Source organism: Variovorax sp. GW821-FHT09D07 (assembly GCF_059416345.1).
Genome location: NZ_JBWKOY010000002.1, coordinates 911,867 through 930,553, shown reverse-complemented (window position 1 = coordinate 930,553; position 18,687 = coordinate 911,867). Strand labels below are relative to the sequence as shown.

Genomic DNA, 18,687 nt, shown 5'->3' with positions numbered 1-18,687 from the left:
CGCGCCGCGCCGCCCGCCGGGCGCGCACTCACACAGGCAAAGGACAAGCAAGGAACCAAGGGAAGCTTCCTACGTCCCCAAGGAGAAGCGCTTTATAGAATGCCCGTCCGATTCCGCATTCCAGGCCTTCCACAACGTGTCCGATCGCTCCGCAGTTCTGCCCCAATACCTGTTCCCCAAGCAGGCCCTGACCAATTTCGCCGGCTGGGTCGCAGGCAAGGAACGAGGCGCGGTCACCACCTGGATCATTCGCCGCTTCGTTGCCAAGTACAACGTCGACATGGGCGAGGCGCTCGAGTCCGACATCCATCACTACAAGAGCTTCAACCAGTTCTTCACGCGCGCCCTCAAGCCCGGCATGCGCCCCCTCGCACAGGCCGACCTCGTCTGCCCCGTGGACGGCGCCATCAGCCAGTTCGGTGCCATCGAGGGCGACCAGATCTTCCAGGCCAAGGGCCACAACTACACGACCACCGCGCTGGTCGGCGGCGACGCGGCGCTGGCCGCCAAGTTCGCGCACGGCAGCTTCGCCACGCTGTACCTGAGCCCCAAGGACTACCACCGCATCCACATGCCCTGCGACGGGCGGCTGGTGCGCATGATCCATGTGCCCGGCGACCTCTTCTCGGTCAACCCGACCACCGCGCGCGGCGTGCCCGGCCTGTTCGCGCGCAACGAGCGCGTGGTGTGCGTCTTCGAATCGGCCAACGGCCCCTTCGTGCTCGTGCTCGTGGGCGCCACCATCGTCGGCAGCATGGCCACCGTGTGGCACGGCGTGGTCAACCCGCCGCGCGTGGGCGAGCTGCGCGAGTGGCACTACAACGACCAGCAGATCGACATCAAGAAGGGCGACGAGATGGGCCGGTTCTTGCTGGGCTCGACCGTCGTCATGCTGTTTCCGGCGCCCGCGCTGGCCTTCAACCCGGACTGGTCGCCCACCCGCGCGATCCGCCTGGGCGAAGCCATGGCCAACTACGTCTGATTTGTGAAGCTTTGTCTCGAAACCCGCATGCTGCATGCCTGTACAGCTATAAAACCAGTAGCATCCTGATCCTTCGCGCTATAGTCGTCGGCCAGCCAGACGGTCCATGACGACCAATCACAAACAAGAGTGCGCCGCCCCGGCCTGCCCCCGGCCGACGGTCCGCCCAGCTTCGAGGAGATGATGTCGATGAGTACCAAGGAAAACGCAGCCATCAGCCAGTTGCTCGCCCTGCTCGAAGCCCGCTATGCGCTGCGTGTGCTGTGGGCCCTGCGCGACGGCCATGCCCAGACCTTCCGGCTGCTGCAGGACAGCGTCGGCGGCATCACTCCCAACACCCTCAACACCCGCATCAAGGAGCTGCGCGAAGCCGGCGTCGTGAGCCACGGCAGCGACGGCTACTGCCTCACGCTCAGCGGGCAGGACCTGCTCAAGCGCCTGTCCGACCTGCAGGCCTTCGCCGCCAAATGGCAGCTCGGGCAGAGCAAGAAGGCCGCGGGGCCGGCCGCCGCCCAGCCCGCATCGGCCGATGCCTCCGCGCCCGTGGCGCCTGCGGCGCCGGTGCCTTCCGCCCCCGACGCAGCACCTCCCGCAGCCACGCCGCCCGGCTCCGACAGCCAGGGCTGAAGCGGGGTCCTCGCGGGCCTCGGTAAACTCCGCGCCTCCGATTCCTCTCCCATTTCATCGACGCAAGGAGCGTTTCCCATGCCCACCACCCCCTCCGGCCTGCAATACGAAGACACCGAAGTCGGCACCGGCGCCGAAGCCAAGGCCGGCCACCACGTGCACGTGCACTACACGGGCTGGCTCTACAACGACGGCGTGCAAGGCGCCAAGTTCGACTCCAGCCGCGACCGCAACGACCCCTTCGCGTTCTCGCTGGGCGCCGGCCAGGTCATCAAGGGCTGGGACGAAGGCGTCGCCGGCATGAAGATCGGTGGCAAGCGCACGCTGATCATCCCCGCCTCGCTGGGCTACGGTGCCCGCGGCGCCGGCGGCGTGATCCCCCCGAACGCCACCCTGAAGTTCGACGTCGAGCTCCTCGACGCGCATTAAGGGCTCGCCCCCAGGCTGCGCGGCACTTCGTGTCCGCTTCGCCAACCCCCTACCGGGGGCGACACCTGCGGCCCGGCGAAGCCGGTTCCGCGGTGTCTCTCGCGAAAGCCACTTCGCACCCCTCTTGCGGCCGCTTTGGCCGCATTTTTACGCTTGAAAAGCCCTAGAGCAGCCCCAAGTGGCTGGCTGTGTTTGTTTTCCGGCGCACGCCGGTTCTTTGAAAAATGTCTGACCCGCAACAATCCGCACAGAATTCTCAAATGCTGCAAGGCGAGCCCAGTCCCGAAGAACTGGAGGCCGCGCAAGCCGCCAACGAAGCCGAGGCGCTCGACGCCCTGGCCGTGGCGCAAGGCGAACTGGCTGCCCTTCAGACCAAGAATGCCGAGCTGGCCGACCAGTACCTGCGCGCCCAGGCCGACGTGCAGAACGCCCGCCGCCGCGCCGACGACGAGATCACCAAGGCCCGCAAGTTCGCGGTCGAAGCCTTTGCCGAGAGCCTGCTGCCGGTGACCGACAGCCTCGAAGCCGGCCTGGCCGTCAAGGACGCCACGCCCGAGCAGATCCGCGAAGGCGCCGAAGCCACGCTGCGCCAGCTCAAGAGCGCGCTCGAACGCAACAAGGTGATCGAAGTGGCCCCCGCTGCCGGCGACAAGTTCGACCCGCACCTGCACCAGGCCATCTCGATGGTGCCCGCCGACCAGGACGCCAACACCGTGGTCGGCCTGCTGCAAAAGGGCTACACGATCAACGAGCGCGTGCTGCGCCCGGCGCTGGTCACCGTGGCCGCCCCGAAGTAAATCGGCACTGCCCCACAAGATTCCCACAGGAAATCCCCGCGTCGTCCCTTGAATCGCACCGGGTTATCCACAAGTTCATAACAACATATTTTTCCGAATTTCAGGAGTAAGAACATGGCAAAGATCATCGGCATCGACCTCGGCACCACCAACTCGTGCGTGTCGATCATGGAAGGCAACACCACGCGTGTGATCGAGAACTCGGAAGGTGCGCGCACCACGCCGTCGATCGTCGCGTACCAGGAAGACGGTGAAGTCTTGGTCGGCGCCTCAGCCAAGCGCCAGGCCGTCACCAACCCCAAGAACACGCTGTACGCGATCAAGCGCCTGATCGGCCGCAAGTTCGAGGAAAAGGAAGTCCAGAAGGACATCGACCTGATGCCCTACACCATCGCCAAGGCCGACAACGGCGACGCATGGGTGGAAGTGCGCGGCAAGAAGATGGCCCCGCAGCAGGTCAGCGCCGACATCCTGCGCAAGATGAAGAAGACCGCCGAAGACTACCTCGGCGAAGCCGTGACCGAAGCCGTGATCACGGTGCCGGCCTACTTCAACGACGCACAGCGCCAGGCCACGAAAGACGCCGGCCGCATCGCGGGCCTGGACGTCAAGCGCATCATCAACGAACCCACCGCTGCAGCCCTGGCCTTCGGCCTGGACAAGCAGGACAAGGCCGACCGCAAGATCGCCGTGTATGACCTGGGCGGCGGTACCTTCGACGTGTCGATCATCGAGATCGCGGACGTCGACGGCGAGAAGCAGTTCGAAGTGCTGTCGACCAACGGCGACACCTTCCTGGGCGGCGAAGACTTCGACCAGCGCATCATCGACTACATCATCGGCGAGTTCAAAAAGGAACAGGGCGTCGACCTGAGCAAGGACGTGCTGGCCCTGCAGCGCCTGAAGGAAGCCGCTGAAAAGGCCAAGATCGAGCTGTCGAACAGCGCGCAGACCGACATCAACCTGCCGTACATCACGGCCGATGCCACCGGTCCGAAGCACCTGAACATCAAGCTCACCCGCGCCAAGCTGGAAAGCCTGGTCGACGAGCTGGTCGAGCGCACCATCGCGCCCTGCCGCCTGGCCATCAAGGACGCCGGCATCAGCGTGAGCGACATCAACGACGTGATCCTGGTCGGCGGCATGACCCGCATGCCCAAGGTGCAGGAAAAGGTGAAGGCCTTCTTCGGCAAGGAACCGCGCAAGGACGTGAACCCCGACGAAGCCGTGGCTGTCGGCGCCGCCATCCAGGGCCAGGTGCTCTCGGGCGACCGCAAGGACGTGCTGCTGCTGGACGTGACCCCGCTGTCGCTGGGCATCGAGACCATGGGTGGCGTGATGACCAAGATGATCACGAAGAACACCACGATCCCGACGAAGTTCGCACAGACCTTCTCGACCGCCGAGGACAACCAGCCGGCCGTGACCATCAAGGTGTTCCAGGGCGAGCGCGAGATCGCCTCGGGCAACAAGCTGCTGGGCGAGTTCAACCTGGAAGGCATTCCGCCGGCATCGCGCGGCACGCCGCAGATCGAGGTGAGCTTCGACATCGACGCCAACGGCATCCTGCACGTGGGTGCCAAGGACAAGGGCACCGGCAAGGAAAACAAGATCACCATCAAGGCGAACTCGGGCTTGAGCGAAGACGAGATCCAGAAGATGGTCAAGGACGCCGAGCTCAACGCCGACGAAGACAAGAAGAAGCTCGAGATCGTGCAGGCGCGCAACCAGGGCGAAGCCATGGTGCACAGCGTGAAGAAGTCGCTCGGCGAGCATGGCGCCAGCCTCGAAGCCGCCGAGAAGGACGCGATCGAAGCCGCGATCAAGGACGTCGAAGAAGCCCTCAAGGGTGAAGACAAGGCCGTGATCGAGGAAAAGACCAACACGCTGATGACCGCGAGCCAGAAGCTCGGCGAAAAGATGTATGCCGAATCGCAGGCCGCCGCGGCCAGCGCCTCGGCCGCCAGCGGCCCGGCAGGCGCGGAAGCTGCGGCGCATGCCCAGGCTGACGACAACGTGGTCGACGCCGAAGTCAAGGAAGTGAAGAAGGGCTGATCCCCTGCCCTTCTAACAAGGCTGGAACACCTGAACAGGTGCTCCAGCCTTTCTCGCTTCCAGTTCCCCGACGAGTTCCCGCCGCCCGACCGAATCTGCTGCCATGGCCACCAAACGCGACTACTACGAAACCCTCGGCGTTCCCAAGAACGCGAGCGAGGAAGAAATCAAGAAGGCTTATCGCAAGCTTGCGATGAAGCACCACCCCGACCGCAACCACGGCGACACCAGCAAGGACGCCGAGGCCAAGTTCAAGGAGGTGAAGGAAGCGTACGAAATGCTGTCGGACGGCCAGAAGCGCGCGGCCTACGACCAGTACGGCCATGCCGGCGTCGACCCCAACATGCGCGGCGGCCCCGGCGCGGAAGGCTTCGGCGGTTTCGCGGAGGCCTTCGGCGACATCTTCGGCGACGTGTTCGGCGGCGGCCGCGGCCGCACCAGTGGCGGGCGCCAGGTGTTCCGCGGCAGCGACCTGAGCTACGCGATGGAAGTCACGCTCGAGGAAGCCGCCGACGGCAAGGACGCACAGATCCGCATCCCGAGCTGGGACGACTGCGGCACCTGCCACGGCTCCGGCGCCAAGCCCGGCACCAAGCCCATCACCTGCACCACCTGCCACGGCGCGGGCGCCGTGCAGATGCGCCAGGGCTTCTTCAGCGTGCAGCAGACCTGCCCGACCTGCCACGGCAGCGGCAAGATCGTTCCCGAGCCCTGCACCGTGTGCCACGGCCAGGGCAAGATCAAGAACAACAAGACGCTGGAAGTGAAGATTCCGGCCGGCATCGACGACGGCATGCGCATCCGCAGCACCGGCAACGGCGAGCCCGGCACCAACGGCGGGCCGCCCGGCGACCTGTACATCGAGATCCGCCTCAAGAAGCACGACCTGTTCGAGCGCGACGGCGACGACCTGCACTGCGTGGTGCCCGTGAGCGTCACCACCGCGGCGCTGGGCGGCGAGATCAACGTGCCGACGCTCAAGGGCGCGGCCGCCATCGACATTCCCGACGGCACCCAGAGCGGCAAGCAGTTCCGCCTGCGTGGCAAGGGCATCAAGGGCGTGCGTTCGAGCTACCCGGGCGACCTGTACTGCCACGTGCGCGTGGAAACGCCCGTGAAGCTCACCGAGCACCAGCGCAAGCTGCTCAAGGAACTCGACGAATCGCTCAAGAAGGGTGGCGAGAAGCACAGCCCGACCGACAAGGGCTGGTTCGACAAGGCCAAGGAATTCTTCAGCTGACGATGATGCTGACGCGCTGACGGCCTTCGTCAGCGCCGGGCCGACACCCTGTCGGCCCGAAGCGTGCCCTCTTTCGGCCGCTGCCGCCCTGTGGCGGCGCGCCAGGCACGCGAACGGTGCTCCCCGCACCGTTGCGGAACGCCGCCGACCGGCGCCCGCGTTGTCTTCCCACGTTGCCATGCGCCAGCCACTCGCCACAGGAGTGGCGCGGGGATTGCTTTAATGTTTTTTTGGATATGCAATAAACCAAACGACAGGTCGCGCGTTATTGCTGAAAGGCATCGGCTTTATTGAACCCGGGTTCAATTAGGAAAGGTGTTCGCCACAGAATTTCAATGAGGACGATAGCCATTCGGCATAGTCATTTCATCCGGGGACAATTACGCGAGCGCGAGCTTTTCAATTTAACAGAAACACGAATAGAAGTTCCTTGTTTTCCGAGGAACTTTACTCGGCAGAGGGGTTCAGAATAAATAAAACATTTGCCCGGTTCATTCTTTGCTTTATGCTGATTGAACCGATTGTGTAGATAGTGTGTAAGGGAGTTTTCCACGGCATACGGCCATGGGCGGGGCCCCTCTTCCAAGAGGAGCGACGCAGTCTCTGGCTGTAGGCATCGGGGTCAAAAGCCCCGCCGACCTGAAGGAGGCGCGACCATGGACGTGATCAGCAACTTTGCAGCCCGCTACGAACGCACCCGCGAGGAAGTTCTCTCGCTGCAGGAATATCTGGATATCTGCAAACGCGATCCGACGGCATATGCAACGGCCTCCGAACGAATGCTCCAGGCCATTGGCGAGCCGGAACTGGTAGATACCCGCAATGACCCCCGTCTTTCGCGGATCTTCGCGAACAAGGTCATCAAGATCTATCCGGCGTTCAAGGAGTTCTATGGCATGGAAGATGCCATCGAGCAGGTGGTGTCCTATTTCCGCCACGCCGCGCAGGGCCTGGAAGAAAAGAAGCAAATCCTTTACCTGCTGGGGCCCGTCGGCGGCGGCAAGAGCTCGATCGCGGAGCGCCTGAAGCAGCTCATGGAGCACGTGCCCTTCTATGCGATCCACGGCTCCCCGGTGAACGAATCGCCCCTCGGGCTCTTCGACACCCTCGAAGACGGCGAGATCCTCGAAAAAGAGTACGGCATCCCCGTGCGCTACCTGAACCGCATCCTGTCGCCCTGGGCCGTGAAGCGGCTCGAGGAGTACGGCGGCGACATTCGCCAGTTCAAGGTGGTCAAGCGCTACCCCTCGGTGCTGCGCCAGATCGCGGTCGCCAAGACCGAGCCGGGCGACGAGAACAACCAGGACATCTCTTCCCTGGTCGGCAAGGTCGACATCCGCAAGCTCGAAACCTACGCCCAGGACGACCCCGACGCGTACGCCTACTCCGGCGGCCTGTGCCTGGCGAACCAGGGCCTGCTCGAGTTCGTGGAAATGTTCAAGGCGCCCATCAAGGTGCTGCACCCGCTGCTCACGGCCACGCAGGAAAGCAACTTCAAGGGCACCGAAGGCTTCGGCGCCATTCCCTTCGACGGCATCGTGCTGGCCCACAGCAACGAGAGCGAGTGGAAGGCGTTCCGCAACAACAAGAACAACGAGGCTTTCCTCGACCGGATCTACATCGTCAAGGTGCCGTACTGCCTGCGCGCCTCCGAAGAGATCAAGATCTACGAGAAGCTGGTGCGCAACTCCTCGCTGGCCAAGGCCCCGTGCGCGCCCGGCACCTTGCGCATGATGGCGCAGCTGTCTGTGCTCACGCGCCTGAAGGAGCCCGAGAACTCCAGCACCTTCAGCAAGATGCAGGTGTACGACGGCGAGAACCTCAAGGACACCGACCCCAAGGCCAAGTCGATCCAGGAGTACCGCGACTACGCGGGCGTCGACGAAGGCATGAGCGGCGTCTCCACGCGCTTCGCCTTCAAGATCATCTCCAAGGTGTTCAACTTCGACAGCACCGAGGTGGCCGCCAACCCGGTGCACCTGATGTATGTGCTCGAGCAGCAGATCGAGCGCGAGCAGTTTCCGCCGGAAACCGAGCAGAAGTACATCAGCTACATCAAGGAGCTGCTGGCACCGCGCTATGCCGAGTTCATCGGCAAGGAAATCCAGACCGCCTACCTGGAAAGCTACAGCGAGTACGGCCAGAACATCTTCGACCGCTACGTGACCTACGCCGACTACTGGATTCAAGACCAGGAGTTCCGCGACGTGGACACCGGCGAAGTGTTCGACCGGGCCTCGCTCAACGGCGAGCTCGAGAAGATCGAGCGGCCCGCCGGCATCGGCAACCCGAAGGACTTCCGCAACGAGATCGTCAACTTCGTGCTGCGTGCGCGGGCTGGCAACGCGGGGCGCAACCCGGCGTGGACCAGCTACGAGAAGCTGCGCGCGGTGATCGAGAAGAAGATGTTCTCCAACACCGAAGAGCTGCTGCCGGTGATCAGTTTCAATACCAAGAGCAGCGCCGACGAACAGAAGAAGCACGAGGACTTCGTGACCCGCATGGTCGAGAAGGGCTACACCGCCAAGCAGGTCCGGCTTCTGTGCGAGTGGTACCTGCGGGTGCGCAAGAGTTCATAGCGGACAGCGGGAACAACGGGCGCGTGCGCAGGACCTAACCAGCGCACCACCCACCGTTTTGCAAGGAGCTTTGAAAACATCGTGGCCATCCTGCAGCAGATCATCGATCGCCGGCTCTCGGGCAAGAACAAGTCCATCGGCAACCGCGAGCGCTTCCTTCGGCGCTACAAGGGCCAGATCCAGGAGGCGGTGCGGCGCGCGGTCAGCGGGCGCAACATCCGCGAGCTGGAGCAAGGCGAAGACGTGACCCTGCCGCGCCACGATGTCTCCGAGCCGGTGTTCGGCCATGCGCGCGGCGGCGACCGCGAGTACGTGCACCCCGGCAACCAGGAATACCTCAAGGGCGACCGCATCGCGCGCCCCGAGGGCCAGGGCGGCGGTGGCTCGGGCAGCGGCGAGGCCAGCGACAGCGGCGAAGGCGAGGACGACTTCGTCTTCCGCCTCACGCGCGAGGAGTTCATGCGCGTCTTCTTCGACGACCTCGCGCTGCCCCACCTCGTGCGCACCCAGATCGCCGAAGTGCCCGAGTGGAAGAGCCACCGCGCCGGCTTCACCAGCGACGGCTCGCCCAACAACCTGCACGTGGTGCGCTCCATGCGCGGCGCGCTGGCGCGGCGCATTGCGCTGGGCGGCGAACCGCGCAAGGAGCTCAAGCGCCTGGAGGCGCACCTTCTGGTCCTGAAAGCGCATCCACAGGTCGAGACCGCACTGATCCAGAAGGAAATCCGCGAGACCGAGGACCTCATCGCCGAGCTGCGCCGCACCATGCGGCACGTGCCCTACATCGACCCGATCGACCTGCGCTACCGCAACCGCGTGAAGACGCCCGTGCCCAGCGCCAAGGCCGTGATGTTCTGCCTCATGGACGTGTCGGGCTCGATGGACGAGGCGCGCAAGGACATGGCCAAGCGCTTCTTCATGCTGCTGTACCTGTTTCTCACGCGGCACTACGAGCGCATCGACCTCGTGTTCCTGCGCCACCACACGCAGGCGCAGGAAGTGACCGAAGAAGAGTTCTTCCACGCCACCGAGACCGGCGGCACGGTGGTGTCGAGCGCGCTGGTGCTCATGGACGAGATCGTCAAGGCCCGCTACGCCAGCGGCGAATGGAACGTGTACGGGGCCCAGGCCAGCGACGGCGACAACTGGCACCAGGACAGCGGCCGCTGCCGCGAACTGCTGGTCGACAACATCCTGCCCGTGGTGCGCTACTACGCCTACGTGCAGGTGGCCGAGACCGAGCAGAACCTGTGGCAGGAATACCAGCAGCTCGAAGGCGTGGCGCCCAACTTCGCCATGCGCAAGGTATCGGACGCGCAGGACATCTACCCGGTGTTCCGCGACCTGTTCAAGAAGGAAGGGGTGCCCACATGATCACCACCGAACGCCCTCCCGGGGCCCCTGTCCTGCCGCGCAGCACCGACTTGCCCACCTCCCGCCTCGAGCGCCTGCCCAGCCCGTCCGACTGGACCTTCGAGCTCATCGAGACGTACCACACCGAGATCGCCAAGACGGCGAGGAGCTTCGGCCTGGACACCTACCCGAACCAGCTCGAGGTGATCACGGCCGAGCAGATGATGGACGCCTACGCCAGCGTGGGCATGCCCATGATCTACAGGCACTGGTCGTACGGCAAGCAGTTCATTTCCACCGAGAAGAACTACAAGCGCGGCCACATGGGGCTGGCCTACGAGATCGTCATCAACTCCGATCCGTGCATTGCCTACCTCATGGAAGAAAACACCATGGCCATGCAGGCCCTGGTGATCGCGCACGCGGCCTACGGCCACAACAGCTTCTTCAAGGGCAACTACCTGTTCCGCATGTGGACCGACGCGTCGTCGATCATCGACTACCTCGTCTATGCGCGGCACTACATCGCCGAGTGCGAGGAACGCCACGGCCTCGACGCGGTAGAAGACCTGCTCGACTCCTGCCACGCGCTCATGAACTACGGCGTCGACCGCTACCGCCGTCCGCAGAAGCGTTCGCTGGCGCAAGAGAGCGCGCAGCGCACCGACCGCGAGCGCCACATGCAGCAGCAGGTGAACGACCTGTGGCGCACGCTGCCGCGCAAGAGCGAACAGGCCGCCGAGTCCGAAGCCGCGCGCCGCTTTCCGCCCGAGCCGCAGGAGAACCTGCTCTATTTCATCGAGAAGAACGCCGCCCTGCTCGAGCCGTGGCAGCGCGAGGTGGTGCGCATCGTGCGCAAGATCGCGCAGTACTTCTACCCGCAGCGCCAAACCCAGGTCATGAACGAAGGCTGGGCCACCTTCTGGCACTACACGCTGCTCAACACCATGTACGACCGCGGCCAGCTGGACGACGGCTTTATGATGGAATGGCTCAGCTCGCACACCAGCGTGGTGTTCCAGCCACCCGTGGGCCACCGCGCCTACAGCGGCATCAACCCCTATGCGCTGGGCTTCAAGATGTTCACCGACCTGCGCCGCGTCTGCGAAAAGCCGACCGACGAAGACCGCCGCTGGTTCCCCGACTTCGCGGGCACCGACTGGGTCAAGACGCTCGACTACGCGATGCGCAACTTCAAGGACGAGAGCTTCGTCGGCCAGTTCCTCAGCCCGAAGACGATGCGCGATTTCCGCCTGTTCTCGATCCGCGACTACCAGAGCGAATCGGAACTCGAGGTGTCGGCCATCCACGACGACAGCGGCTACCAGGCGCTGCGCGAGTCGCTGTCACGCCAGTACGACATCGGCAACCGCGAGCCCGACATCCAGGTCTGGAGCGTGGCCACGCGCGGCGACCGCTCGCTCACGCTGCGCCATACGCAGCGCAACAACCTGCCGCTGAACGACAACGCCGAAGAGGTGCTGAAGCACGTCGCAAGGCTCTGGGGCTTCGACGTGCACCTGGAAAGCGTCGACAGCGCAGGCCGGGTCAGCCGCAGCTGGAAAGCTGCCGCACCCAAGCAGACCTACTGAGACGCTGCGATACAAAGAGAGCGGCTGCTGATCAGCAGCCGTTCACCCCAGCAGAGCGTGCCCTCGTGCGCAGGGCACCGGGTGCTTCCCGCAGCGAAATCAAGGAGGAGCCGAAGGCGGGGGACATTCGCGGAGGGAAGTACCCGGTGTCCTGCGCACGCGCCCCCAAAAGCAACCTCAAGGAACCAGCGCAGCAATCGCCAGCGTGTAGCCCTTCACCCCCAGCCCCACGATGATCCCGCGCGCCGCAGGCGAGATGTACGAGTGGTGGCGGAACTCCTCACGCGCATGCACGTTCGAGATGTGCAGCTCGATCAGCGGCACGCTCGCGCCCTTGATGGCGTCGTGCAGCGCGATCGACGTGTGGGTGTAGGCGCCCGGGTTCATCACCACGCCCAGCATGTTGCCGGCGGCCACTTCGCGGCCCGCCTCCTGGACCCAGTCGATCAGCACGCCTTCGTGATTCGACTGGCGGCATTCGATCTCCACGCCGAGTTTCGCGCCCGTTTCCTTGCACAGGCGTTCGACGTCGGCGAGCGTGTCGCGGCCGTACTGTTCGGGCTCGCGCGTGCCGAGCAGGTTGAGGTTGGGGCCGTTGAGGACGAGGATTTTCTTCATGATGGATCGGTGAAGGAAGCAACCGGATACCGGCAGATGGCCAAGATTATGGGCGCGCCGCCGACCGCGCCCGCCGTGCAGGTGACGACGCCGCCGTCGACCCCACGTAGTGGTTGTACGACCCGATGTCCGCCACGCAGCGCGCCATCAAGTCGACGAACGCGCGCAGCTTCTGCCCCATGTAGCGCTGCCGCTGGTAGGCGCAGTACAGCCGCCGCGCCTCCGGCGGCCACTGCGGCAGCACCGGCACCAGCACGCCCTGCGCCACCTCGGGCCCGGCGAAGAACACCGGCAGCGGCGCAATGCCCAGGCCGTCGATGCAGAAGGTCTTCATCACCCAGTGGTCGTTGGTCTCGAAGGCCGGCTCCGTGCGCACCACATGGCGCCCCGAGGCCTGCTGCGACACCAGCCGCAGCGGCGACGGCGGCCCCGACGGCTCACGCATCGCGATCATCCGGTGCTGCGCCAGCGCCTCGGGCGTGTGCGGCGTGCAGTGCCGCGCCAGGTACTGCGGGCTGGCGTACAGGCCGTAGGCCAGCCGGCCCAGCAGCTTGGCGACCAGGTCCGGCAGGTCGGGCGGCGCCGAGCCCACATAGCAGTCGACCTCGCCGATCCGCGGGGCCTGCGCGCCGTTCGCCACGTCGAGCTGGCAGCGCACGTTCGGGTGCGATTCGAGAAAGATCCGCACCACATGGCAGACGAAGGAGGTGCTGAACTGCGTGTCCGACAGCAGCGTGAGCCGCCCCGACACCCCGCCCGTGAGCTCCTGCACCTCGGTGCGTGCCGTTTCCAGCCGGCCGCTCACCTCGCCGAGCAGCCCCTCGCAGCGTGCGAAGAACGCACGCCCGGCCTCCGTGGGCGCAATGCGGCGCGAGCTGCGCAGCAACAGCTGGGCGCCCAGCAGTTCCTCCAGCCGCGTGAGCTGCCGGCTCAGCGTTGCCTTCGACACGCCCGACAGGCTCTCGGCCTTGGTGAGGCTGCCGCTCTTCATCACGAGCACGAAGGCCTCGACCAGTGCGAGATCGATGCGCCCGGCCGTCATGGGCACCACCGCCGCGCGGGCCGTCGTTGCAGGAATGAAAAGGAGCGTCTTGGCATGGGGCTTTCATCGGTGCGGCGGACACGCTACGGTAGGCGGCACCGCCGACAAGGGCATGGCCGATGCTATGCCGATTCGCGGCGCCCTTTCCCGCTGCCCCACGATCAAGACCCATGAATCCTTCCGCCGCATCACAGGCTTGGCACCCCGTCGCCCCCTCCGCCGAGGTGCGCGCCGGCGCCAACATCGTCGCCGGCTTTGCGCAAGGCCAGGAGCTCGCGCTGTGGCGCGCGGCCGATGGCTCGCCGCAGGCCTGGGAGAACCGCTGTCCGCACCGCAGCGTGCGCTTCACGCTCGGCCAGGTGACCGGCGGCGACCGCCTGGCCTGCGCCTACCACGGCTGGCAGTACGAGGCCGGCAGCGGCGCCTGCGTGCGCATCCCGGCGCACCCGGCCATGCCCGCGCCGCGCAACGTCTGCGCGAAGGTGTTCACCACGGCGGATGCCGCGGGCATGCTGTGGGTGCGCCTCGCGGCCGACGGCGCAGAGGCGCCGCCCGAACTGGCCGACGCCGTTCCCGCCGGCTGGCACCTCGCCCGCACGCTGACGCTGCGCGTGGCTGCGTCCGAGGTGCGCGCTGCGCTGGCGCCGCATGGCTTCGCATCGACGGGAACGCCCGATGCATGGCAAGGCACGCTGGGCGAGTCGCCCGTCGCCGCCCTGCTGCTCGACGCCCAACCGCAGCTGAGCTTCCTGCACCTGTGGACCGACGCTGCCCCCGGCTCCGACGCGATGGTCCGTGTGCACCGCGCGGCGCGCCAGCTGCGCGGCGACATCGAAGCCGCTGCATCGCCCTGAACAAGAAGAAAGAAGCAACATGCCCTTCGTCACCGACGATCCCAACATGCTCGACGACTGGCTCGTCGTCGGCCCCGCCAGCGGCTTGCCGCGCACGGCGCGGCTGCTCGGCGAAACCCTGCACCTGCACACCGACGCCGACGGCACACCGCACGCCCGGCTCGGCGCCGACACGCTGACCGTGCAGTCGCGCTACGGCTTCCTCTGGGTCTGCCCCAGCGGCCGCCCGGCGCGCCCGCTGTTCGCCTTCCCCGAATACGACGAACCCGGCCGCCGCATCGTCGATTGCGGCGGGCTCGGCGTGGCCGTGTCGGGCCTGCGCGTGATCGAGAACTTCCTGGACATGGCGCACTTTCCCTTCGTGCACCCCGACTACCTCGGCAAGGTGCCGCACACCGAAGTGGCGAAGTACAACGTCGAGGTCGACGCCGCCACCGACGAGATCTGGGCCACCGACTGCCGCTTCTGGCAACCGCGCGCCTCCGCCGCCCATGACACGGGCAGCGAGGTGTTCTACAAGTACCGCGTGATGCAGCCCTTCTCGGCCATGCTCTACAAGTCGAGCCACCGGCCCGACAGGCTCGACGCCATCGGCCTCTTCCTGCAGCCGGTGGACGACGAGCACGTCATCGCCCACACGCTGCTGGCCTACTTCGACGACGTGTCGAGCGACGCCGAGCTCATCGCCTTCCAGCACACCATCTTCGGGCAGGACAAGCCGATCCTGGAGAACCACGCCTTCAAGCGCATGCCGCTCGAAGGCCGCGCCGAGACGCCCACGCGCGGCGACACCACCTCCGTCACCTACCGCCGCTGGCTGCGCGAGCGCGGCATGCGCTTCGGCACCGCGAGGGCCGCCGCATGACCGTCAAACTCTACGACTACCCGCTCTCGGGCAACTGCTTCAAGGTGCGGCAGATGCTGCTGTGGCTCGGCGTGGACCACGCGAGCGTGCCGGTCGATTTCCATCCGGGGCGCGAGCACAAGTCCGCCATGTTCCTTGCCACCATCAACCCGCTCGGCCAGCTCCCGGTGATCGACGACGAAGGCTTCATGCTGCGCGACGCGCAGGCCATCCTCGTCTACCTCGCGAGCCGCTACGACGATGCGCAGTGCCGCTGGTACCCCGCCGACCCGAAGCTGCGCGGCCAGGTCGCGATGTGGCTCGCCATGGCCGACGAGATCACGCGCACCGCCTCGGCCGCCCGGCTGCACGACGCGCTGGGCTACACGCACCTGGACATCGGGGCCTGCCGGCGCGGTGCGCGCGCGGCCTTCCGTGTGCTCGACGACCATCTGGCCGAGCAGCACGCCGCCACCGGCCTGCGCTGGCTCGTGGCGGCGCCCGAGCCGACCATTGCCGACCTCGCCTGCTTCCCGTACGTGGCGCTGGCGGGTGAAGGCGGCATCTCGCTCGACGAGTTTCCCGCGCTGCGCCGCTGGGTCTGGGACTTTCGTCACCTGCCGGGCTTTGTGGGCATGTCGGGTATCTTCCCGGCTGGCCCCGCCTGAAGGCTCGCCTGAGTATCCTTGTCCCCTTCCGCTCTCTGAAGAACCGAATCCCATGAAAACCAAAGCCGCCGTCGCCTGGCAAGCAGGCCAACCCCTGACCATCGAAACCGTGGACCTCCAAGGTCCGAAATTCGGTGAAGTGCTGGTCGAGATCAAGGCCACCGGCATCTGCCACACCGACTACTACACGCTCTCGGGCGCCGACCCCGAAGGCATCTTCCCCGCCATCCTGGGCCATGAAGGCGCGGGCATCGTGGTCGACGTCGGCCCCGGCGTCACCACCCTGAAAAAGGGCGACCACGTCATTCCGCTGTACACGCCCGAATGCCGCCAGTGCAAGTTCTGCCTGAGCCGCAAGACCAACCTGTGCCAGCTGATCCGCGGCACGCAGGGCAAGGGCCTCATGCCCGACGCCACCAGCCGCTTCAGCCTCGACGGCAAGCCCATCTTCCACTACATGGGCACGAGCACCTTCAGCAACTACACGGTCGCACCCGAGATCTCGCTGGCCAAGATCCGCGAGGACGCGCCCTTCGACAAGGTCTGCTACATCGGCTGCGGCGTCACCACCGGCATCGGCGCGGTGATCTTCACGGCCAAGGTCGAAGCCGGCGCCAACGTCGTGGTGTTCGGCCTGGGCGGCATCGGCCTGAACGTGATCCAGGGCGCCAAGATGGTGGGCGCCGACAAGATCATCGGCGTCGACCTGAACCCCGAGCGCGAGGCCATGGCCCGCCAGTTCGGCATGACCCACTTCATCAACCCCAAGACCACCGAGAACGTGGTCGACGCCATCGTGCAGCTGACCGACGGCGGCGCCGACTACAGCTTCGAGTGCATCGGCAACACGCAGGTGATGCGCCAGGCGCTCGAATGCACGCACAAGGGCTGGGGCCGCAGCATCATCATCGGCGTGGCCGAGGCCGGCGCCGAGATCAGCACGCGCCCGTTCCAGCTGGTCACGGGCCGCAAGTGGGAAGGCTCGGCCTTCGGCGGCGCGCGCGGGCGCACCGACGTGCCGAAGATCGTCGACTGGTACATGGAAGGCAAGATCAACATCGACGACCTGATCACGCACACCATGCCACTCGAAGACATCAACAAGGGCTTCGACCTCATGAAGCGCGGCGAATCGATCCGCGGCGTGGTCCTGTACTGAGCCCGAGGAGGCGCCCGCCATGAACCGCATGGAACCCCTGCGCAAGATAGAAGCGGGCGTCCTCGAGATCGCCTATTACGAGGCCGGCCCGGCCGATGGCCCGCCCGTGCTGCTGATGCACGGCTTTCCATACGACATTCACACTTACGCCGAAGTCGCGCCGATGCTGGCCGCGCAAGGCTGCCGCGTGATCGTGCCGTACATGCGCGGCTACGGCGCCACGCGCTTCCTGAGCGAGGCCACGCCGCGCTCGGGCGAACAGGCGGCCTTCGGCGCCGACCTGCTCGCGCTGCTCGACGCGCTGAAGATCGAGCGTGCCGTGCTCGCCGGCTACGACTGGGGCGGCCGCGCCGCCTGCGTCGTGGCGGCGCTGTGGCCCGAACGCTGCGCGGGGCTGGTCTCGCTCAACAGCTACAACATCCAGAACATCGCCAAGGCGATGGAGCCGGACACGGCCGCCAACGAGCACAGCCTCTGGTACCAGTACTACTTCCACAGCGAACGCGGCCGCGCCGGTCTTGCGAAGGACCGCAAGGCCCTCACGAAGCTGCTGTGGCAGTTGTGGTCGCCGACCTGGCGCTTCGACGACGCCACCTTCGATCGCAGCGCCGCCGCCTTCGACCACCCCGACTTCGTGGACGTGGTGATCCATTCGTACCGCCACCGCTTCGGCCTCGTGCCCGGCGACCCGGCCTGTGCCGACATCGAACGCCGCCTTGCCGCGCAGCCGACGATCACCGTGCCCGCCATCACCTTCGACGGCATCGACGACGGCGTGCGACCGCCCGCCGATGCCTCGGCCCATGCGCACCGCTTCAGCGGACCGCGTTCGCACCGCCTCGTGCCCGGCGCAGGCCACAACCTGCCGCAGGAAGCACCGCGCACCTTCGCCGACGCCGTGCTTGAACTCGTGCCCGCGCTGCGCGACCAGACGACTTCTTCTTCATGACCGACACCGCCCCCACCCTTCTTTCCGAACACCACGCCTTCGGCGGCGTGCAGCGCTTCGTCGAGCACCGCTCGCACGAGATCGGCCTGCCGATGCGCTTCTCGGTCTACCTGCCGCCGCAGGCCGCGCACACGCGCGTGCCCGCCCTGCTCTACCTTGCGGGCCTGACCTGCAACGAAGAGACCTTCGCGGTGAAGGCCGGCGCACAGCGCATGGCCGCGAGCCTGGGCGTTGCGCTCATCGCGCCCGACACCAGCCCGCGCGGCGCCGAACCCGAAAGCCTGCCGGGCGCGAAAGACAGCTGGGACTTCGGCATCGGTGCCGGCTTCTACCTCGACGCCACCGCCGAGCCCTGGGCCACGCACTGGCGCATGGAAAGCTGGATCGTCCACGAGCTGCTGCCGCTGGTGGCCCGCCACTTTCCGGTTGACGGCGAGCGCATCGGCATCTTCGGCCACTCGATGGGCGGCCACGGCGCGCTCACGTTGGCGCTGCGGCATCCCGGGCGCTTCAAGTCGCTCTCGGCCTTCGCGCCGATCTGCGCGCCCACCCAGTGCCCGTGGGGCCAGAAGGCCTTCGCCGGCTACCTGGGCGAGCCCGGCGACGACCGCGCGCAGTGGCTCGCGCACGACGCCAGCGCGCTGATGCAATCGCAGACCGTGGCGCCCTATCCGCAGGGCATCCTCATCGACCAGGGCCTGGCCGACAAATTCCTGGCCGAGCAGCTGCACCCCGAAGTCTTCGAGGCCGCCTGCTTCGCCGCCGGCCAGCCGCTCACGCTGCGCCGCCACGCGGGCTACGACCACGGCTACTACTTCATCCAGAGCTTCATGGCCGACCACATCGCGCACCATGCGCAGACGCTGAACGCCTGACTACAAAGGGGTGCGGTTCGCACC

16 protein-coding genes and 1 pseudogene are annotated in these 18,687 nt (G+C 66.1%); 15 read left to right on the top strand and 2 right to left on the bottom strand.

All coding sequences use genetic code 11. The annotated features are described in order from the left end of the window. Positions 1-136: 136 nt before the first annotated feature. The 9 genes and pseudogenes from asd to AC07OX_RS10540 all read left to right on the top strand — a co-directional run bounded on the left by asd (position 137) and on the right by AC07OX_RS10540 (position 11,654). Positions 137-982 (top strand): archaetidylserine decarboxylase, encoded by an 846-nt coding sequence (asd, locus tag AC07OX_RS10580; protein WP_139706451.1) that lies wholly within the window; start codon positions 137-139, stop codon positions 980-982. Positions 983-1,171: 189 nt separating this feature from the next. After that, positions 1,172-1,474 (top strand): annotated as a pseudogene (locus AC07OX_RS10575) (winged helix-turn-helix transcriptional regulator); the annotation flags it as partial. A gap of 213 nt (positions 1,475-1,687) precedes the next feature. After that, the gene (locus AC07OX_RS10570) at positions 1,688-2,038 is read left to right on the top strand and encodes an FKBP-type peptidyl-prolyl cis-trans isomerase (RefSeq protein WP_019655816.1); all 351 of its coding nucleotides are present in this window, start codon (positions 1,688-1,690) and stop codon (positions 2,036-2,038) included. 224 nt (positions 2,039-2,262) lie between these two features. Beyond that, positions 2,263-2,835, top strand: coding sequence for a nucleotide exchange factor GrpE (grpE, locus tag AC07OX_RS10565; protein WP_082817966.1), 573 nt, complete (start codon positions 2,263-2,265; stop codon positions 2,833-2,835). A gap of 114 nt (positions 2,836-2,949) precedes the next feature. After that, complete coding sequence (gene dnaK / locus AC07OX_RS10560) at positions 2,950-4,890, top strand: molecular chaperone DnaK (protein WP_495262786.1); 1,941 nt, start codon at positions 2,950-2,952, stop codon at positions 4,888-4,890. Between the two features lie 103 nt (positions 4,891-4,993). Then, a complete protein-coding gene (dnaJ, locus tag AC07OX_RS10555; RefSeq protein ID WP_062470698.1) occupies positions 4,994-6,130 on the top strand; it encodes a molecular chaperone DnaJ in 1,137 nt (378 codons plus the stop codon). Between the two features lie 656 nt (positions 6,131-6,786). Further along, positions 6,787-8,709 (top strand): PrkA family serine protein kinase, encoded by a 1,923-nt coding sequence (locus AC07OX_RS10550; protein WP_062470701.1) that lies wholly within the window; start codon positions 6,787-6,789, stop codon positions 8,707-8,709. A gap of 81 nt (positions 8,710-8,790) precedes the next feature. Further along, a complete protein-coding gene (locus tag AC07OX_RS10545; RefSeq protein WP_139706458.1) occupies positions 8,791-10,083 on the top strand; it encodes a YeaH/YhbH family protein in 1,293 nt (430 codons plus the stop codon). Further along, a complete protein-coding gene (locus AC07OX_RS10540; protein ID WP_223301264.1) occupies positions 10,080-11,654 on the top strand; it encodes a SpoVR family protein in 1,575 nt (524 codons plus the stop codon). The genes AC07OX_RS10545 and AC07OX_RS10540 overlap by 4 nt, the downstream gene beginning before the upstream one ends. Before the next feature lie 177 nt (positions 11,655-11,831). On the opposite strand, the gene aroQ is transcribed toward AC07OX_RS10540, so the two are convergent. Beyond that, positions 11,832-12,272: a type II 3-dehydroquinate dehydratase gene (aroQ, locus tag AC07OX_RS10535; protein WP_062470706.1), complete on the bottom strand. Its 441-nt coding sequence runs from the start codon at positions 12,270-12,272 to the stop codon at positions 11,832-11,834. 46 nt (positions 12,273-12,318) lie between these two features. Next, complete coding sequence (locus AC07OX_RS10530; protein ID WP_487849292.1) at positions 12,319-13,314, bottom strand: LysR family transcriptional regulator; 996 nt, start codon at positions 13,312-13,314, stop codon at positions 12,319-12,321. Between the two features lie 170 nt (positions 13,315-13,484). Here AC07OX_RS10530 and AC07OX_RS10525 point away from each other — a divergent pair, with 170 nt between their 5' ends. From AC07OX_RS10525 to fghA, 6 genes are read left to right on the top strand one after another with little or no spacing between them, the layout of a single operon-like run. Continuing rightward, entirely contained in the window at positions 13,485-14,168 is a 684-nt protein-coding gene (locus AC07OX_RS10525) for a Rieske 2Fe-2S domain-containing protein (protein WP_487849293.1), read from the top strand. 19 nt (positions 14,169-14,187) lie between these two features. After that, positions 14,188-15,033, top strand: a complete 846-nt coding sequence (locus tag AC07OX_RS10520; RefSeq protein ID WP_495262785.1) for an aromatic ring-hydroxylating dioxygenase subunit alpha — start codon at positions 14,188-14,190, stop codon at positions 15,031-15,033. Beyond that, positions 15,030-15,680: a glutathione S-transferase family protein gene (locus AC07OX_RS10515; RefSeq protein ID WP_487849295.1), complete on the top strand. Its 651-nt coding sequence runs from the start codon at positions 15,030-15,032 to the stop codon at positions 15,678-15,680. Before AC07OX_RS10520 ends, AC07OX_RS10515 begins: the two co-directional genes overlap by 4 nt. A 52-nt stretch (positions 15,681-15,732) precedes the next feature. Beyond that, a complete protein-coding gene (locus tag AC07OX_RS10510; RefSeq protein ID WP_070059685.1) occupies positions 15,733-16,839 on the top strand; it encodes an S-(hydroxymethyl)glutathione dehydrogenase/class III alcohol dehydrogenase in 1,107 nt (368 codons plus the stop codon). A 19-nt stretch (positions 16,840-16,858) separates the two neighbouring features. Beyond that, positions 16,859-17,788, top strand: a complete 930-nt coding sequence (locus AC07OX_RS10505; protein ID WP_495262784.1) for an alpha/beta fold hydrolase — start codon at positions 16,859-16,861, stop codon at positions 17,786-17,788. Continuing rightward, the gene (fghA, locus tag AC07OX_RS10500) at positions 17,785-18,663 is read left to right on the top strand and encodes an S-formylglutathione hydrolase (RefSeq protein ID WP_495262783.1); all 879 of its coding nucleotides are present in this window, start codon (positions 17,785-17,787) and stop codon (positions 18,661-18,663) included. Before AC07OX_RS10505 ends, fghA begins: the two co-directional genes overlap by 4 nt. Positions 18,664-18,687: the final 24 nt, after the last annotated feature.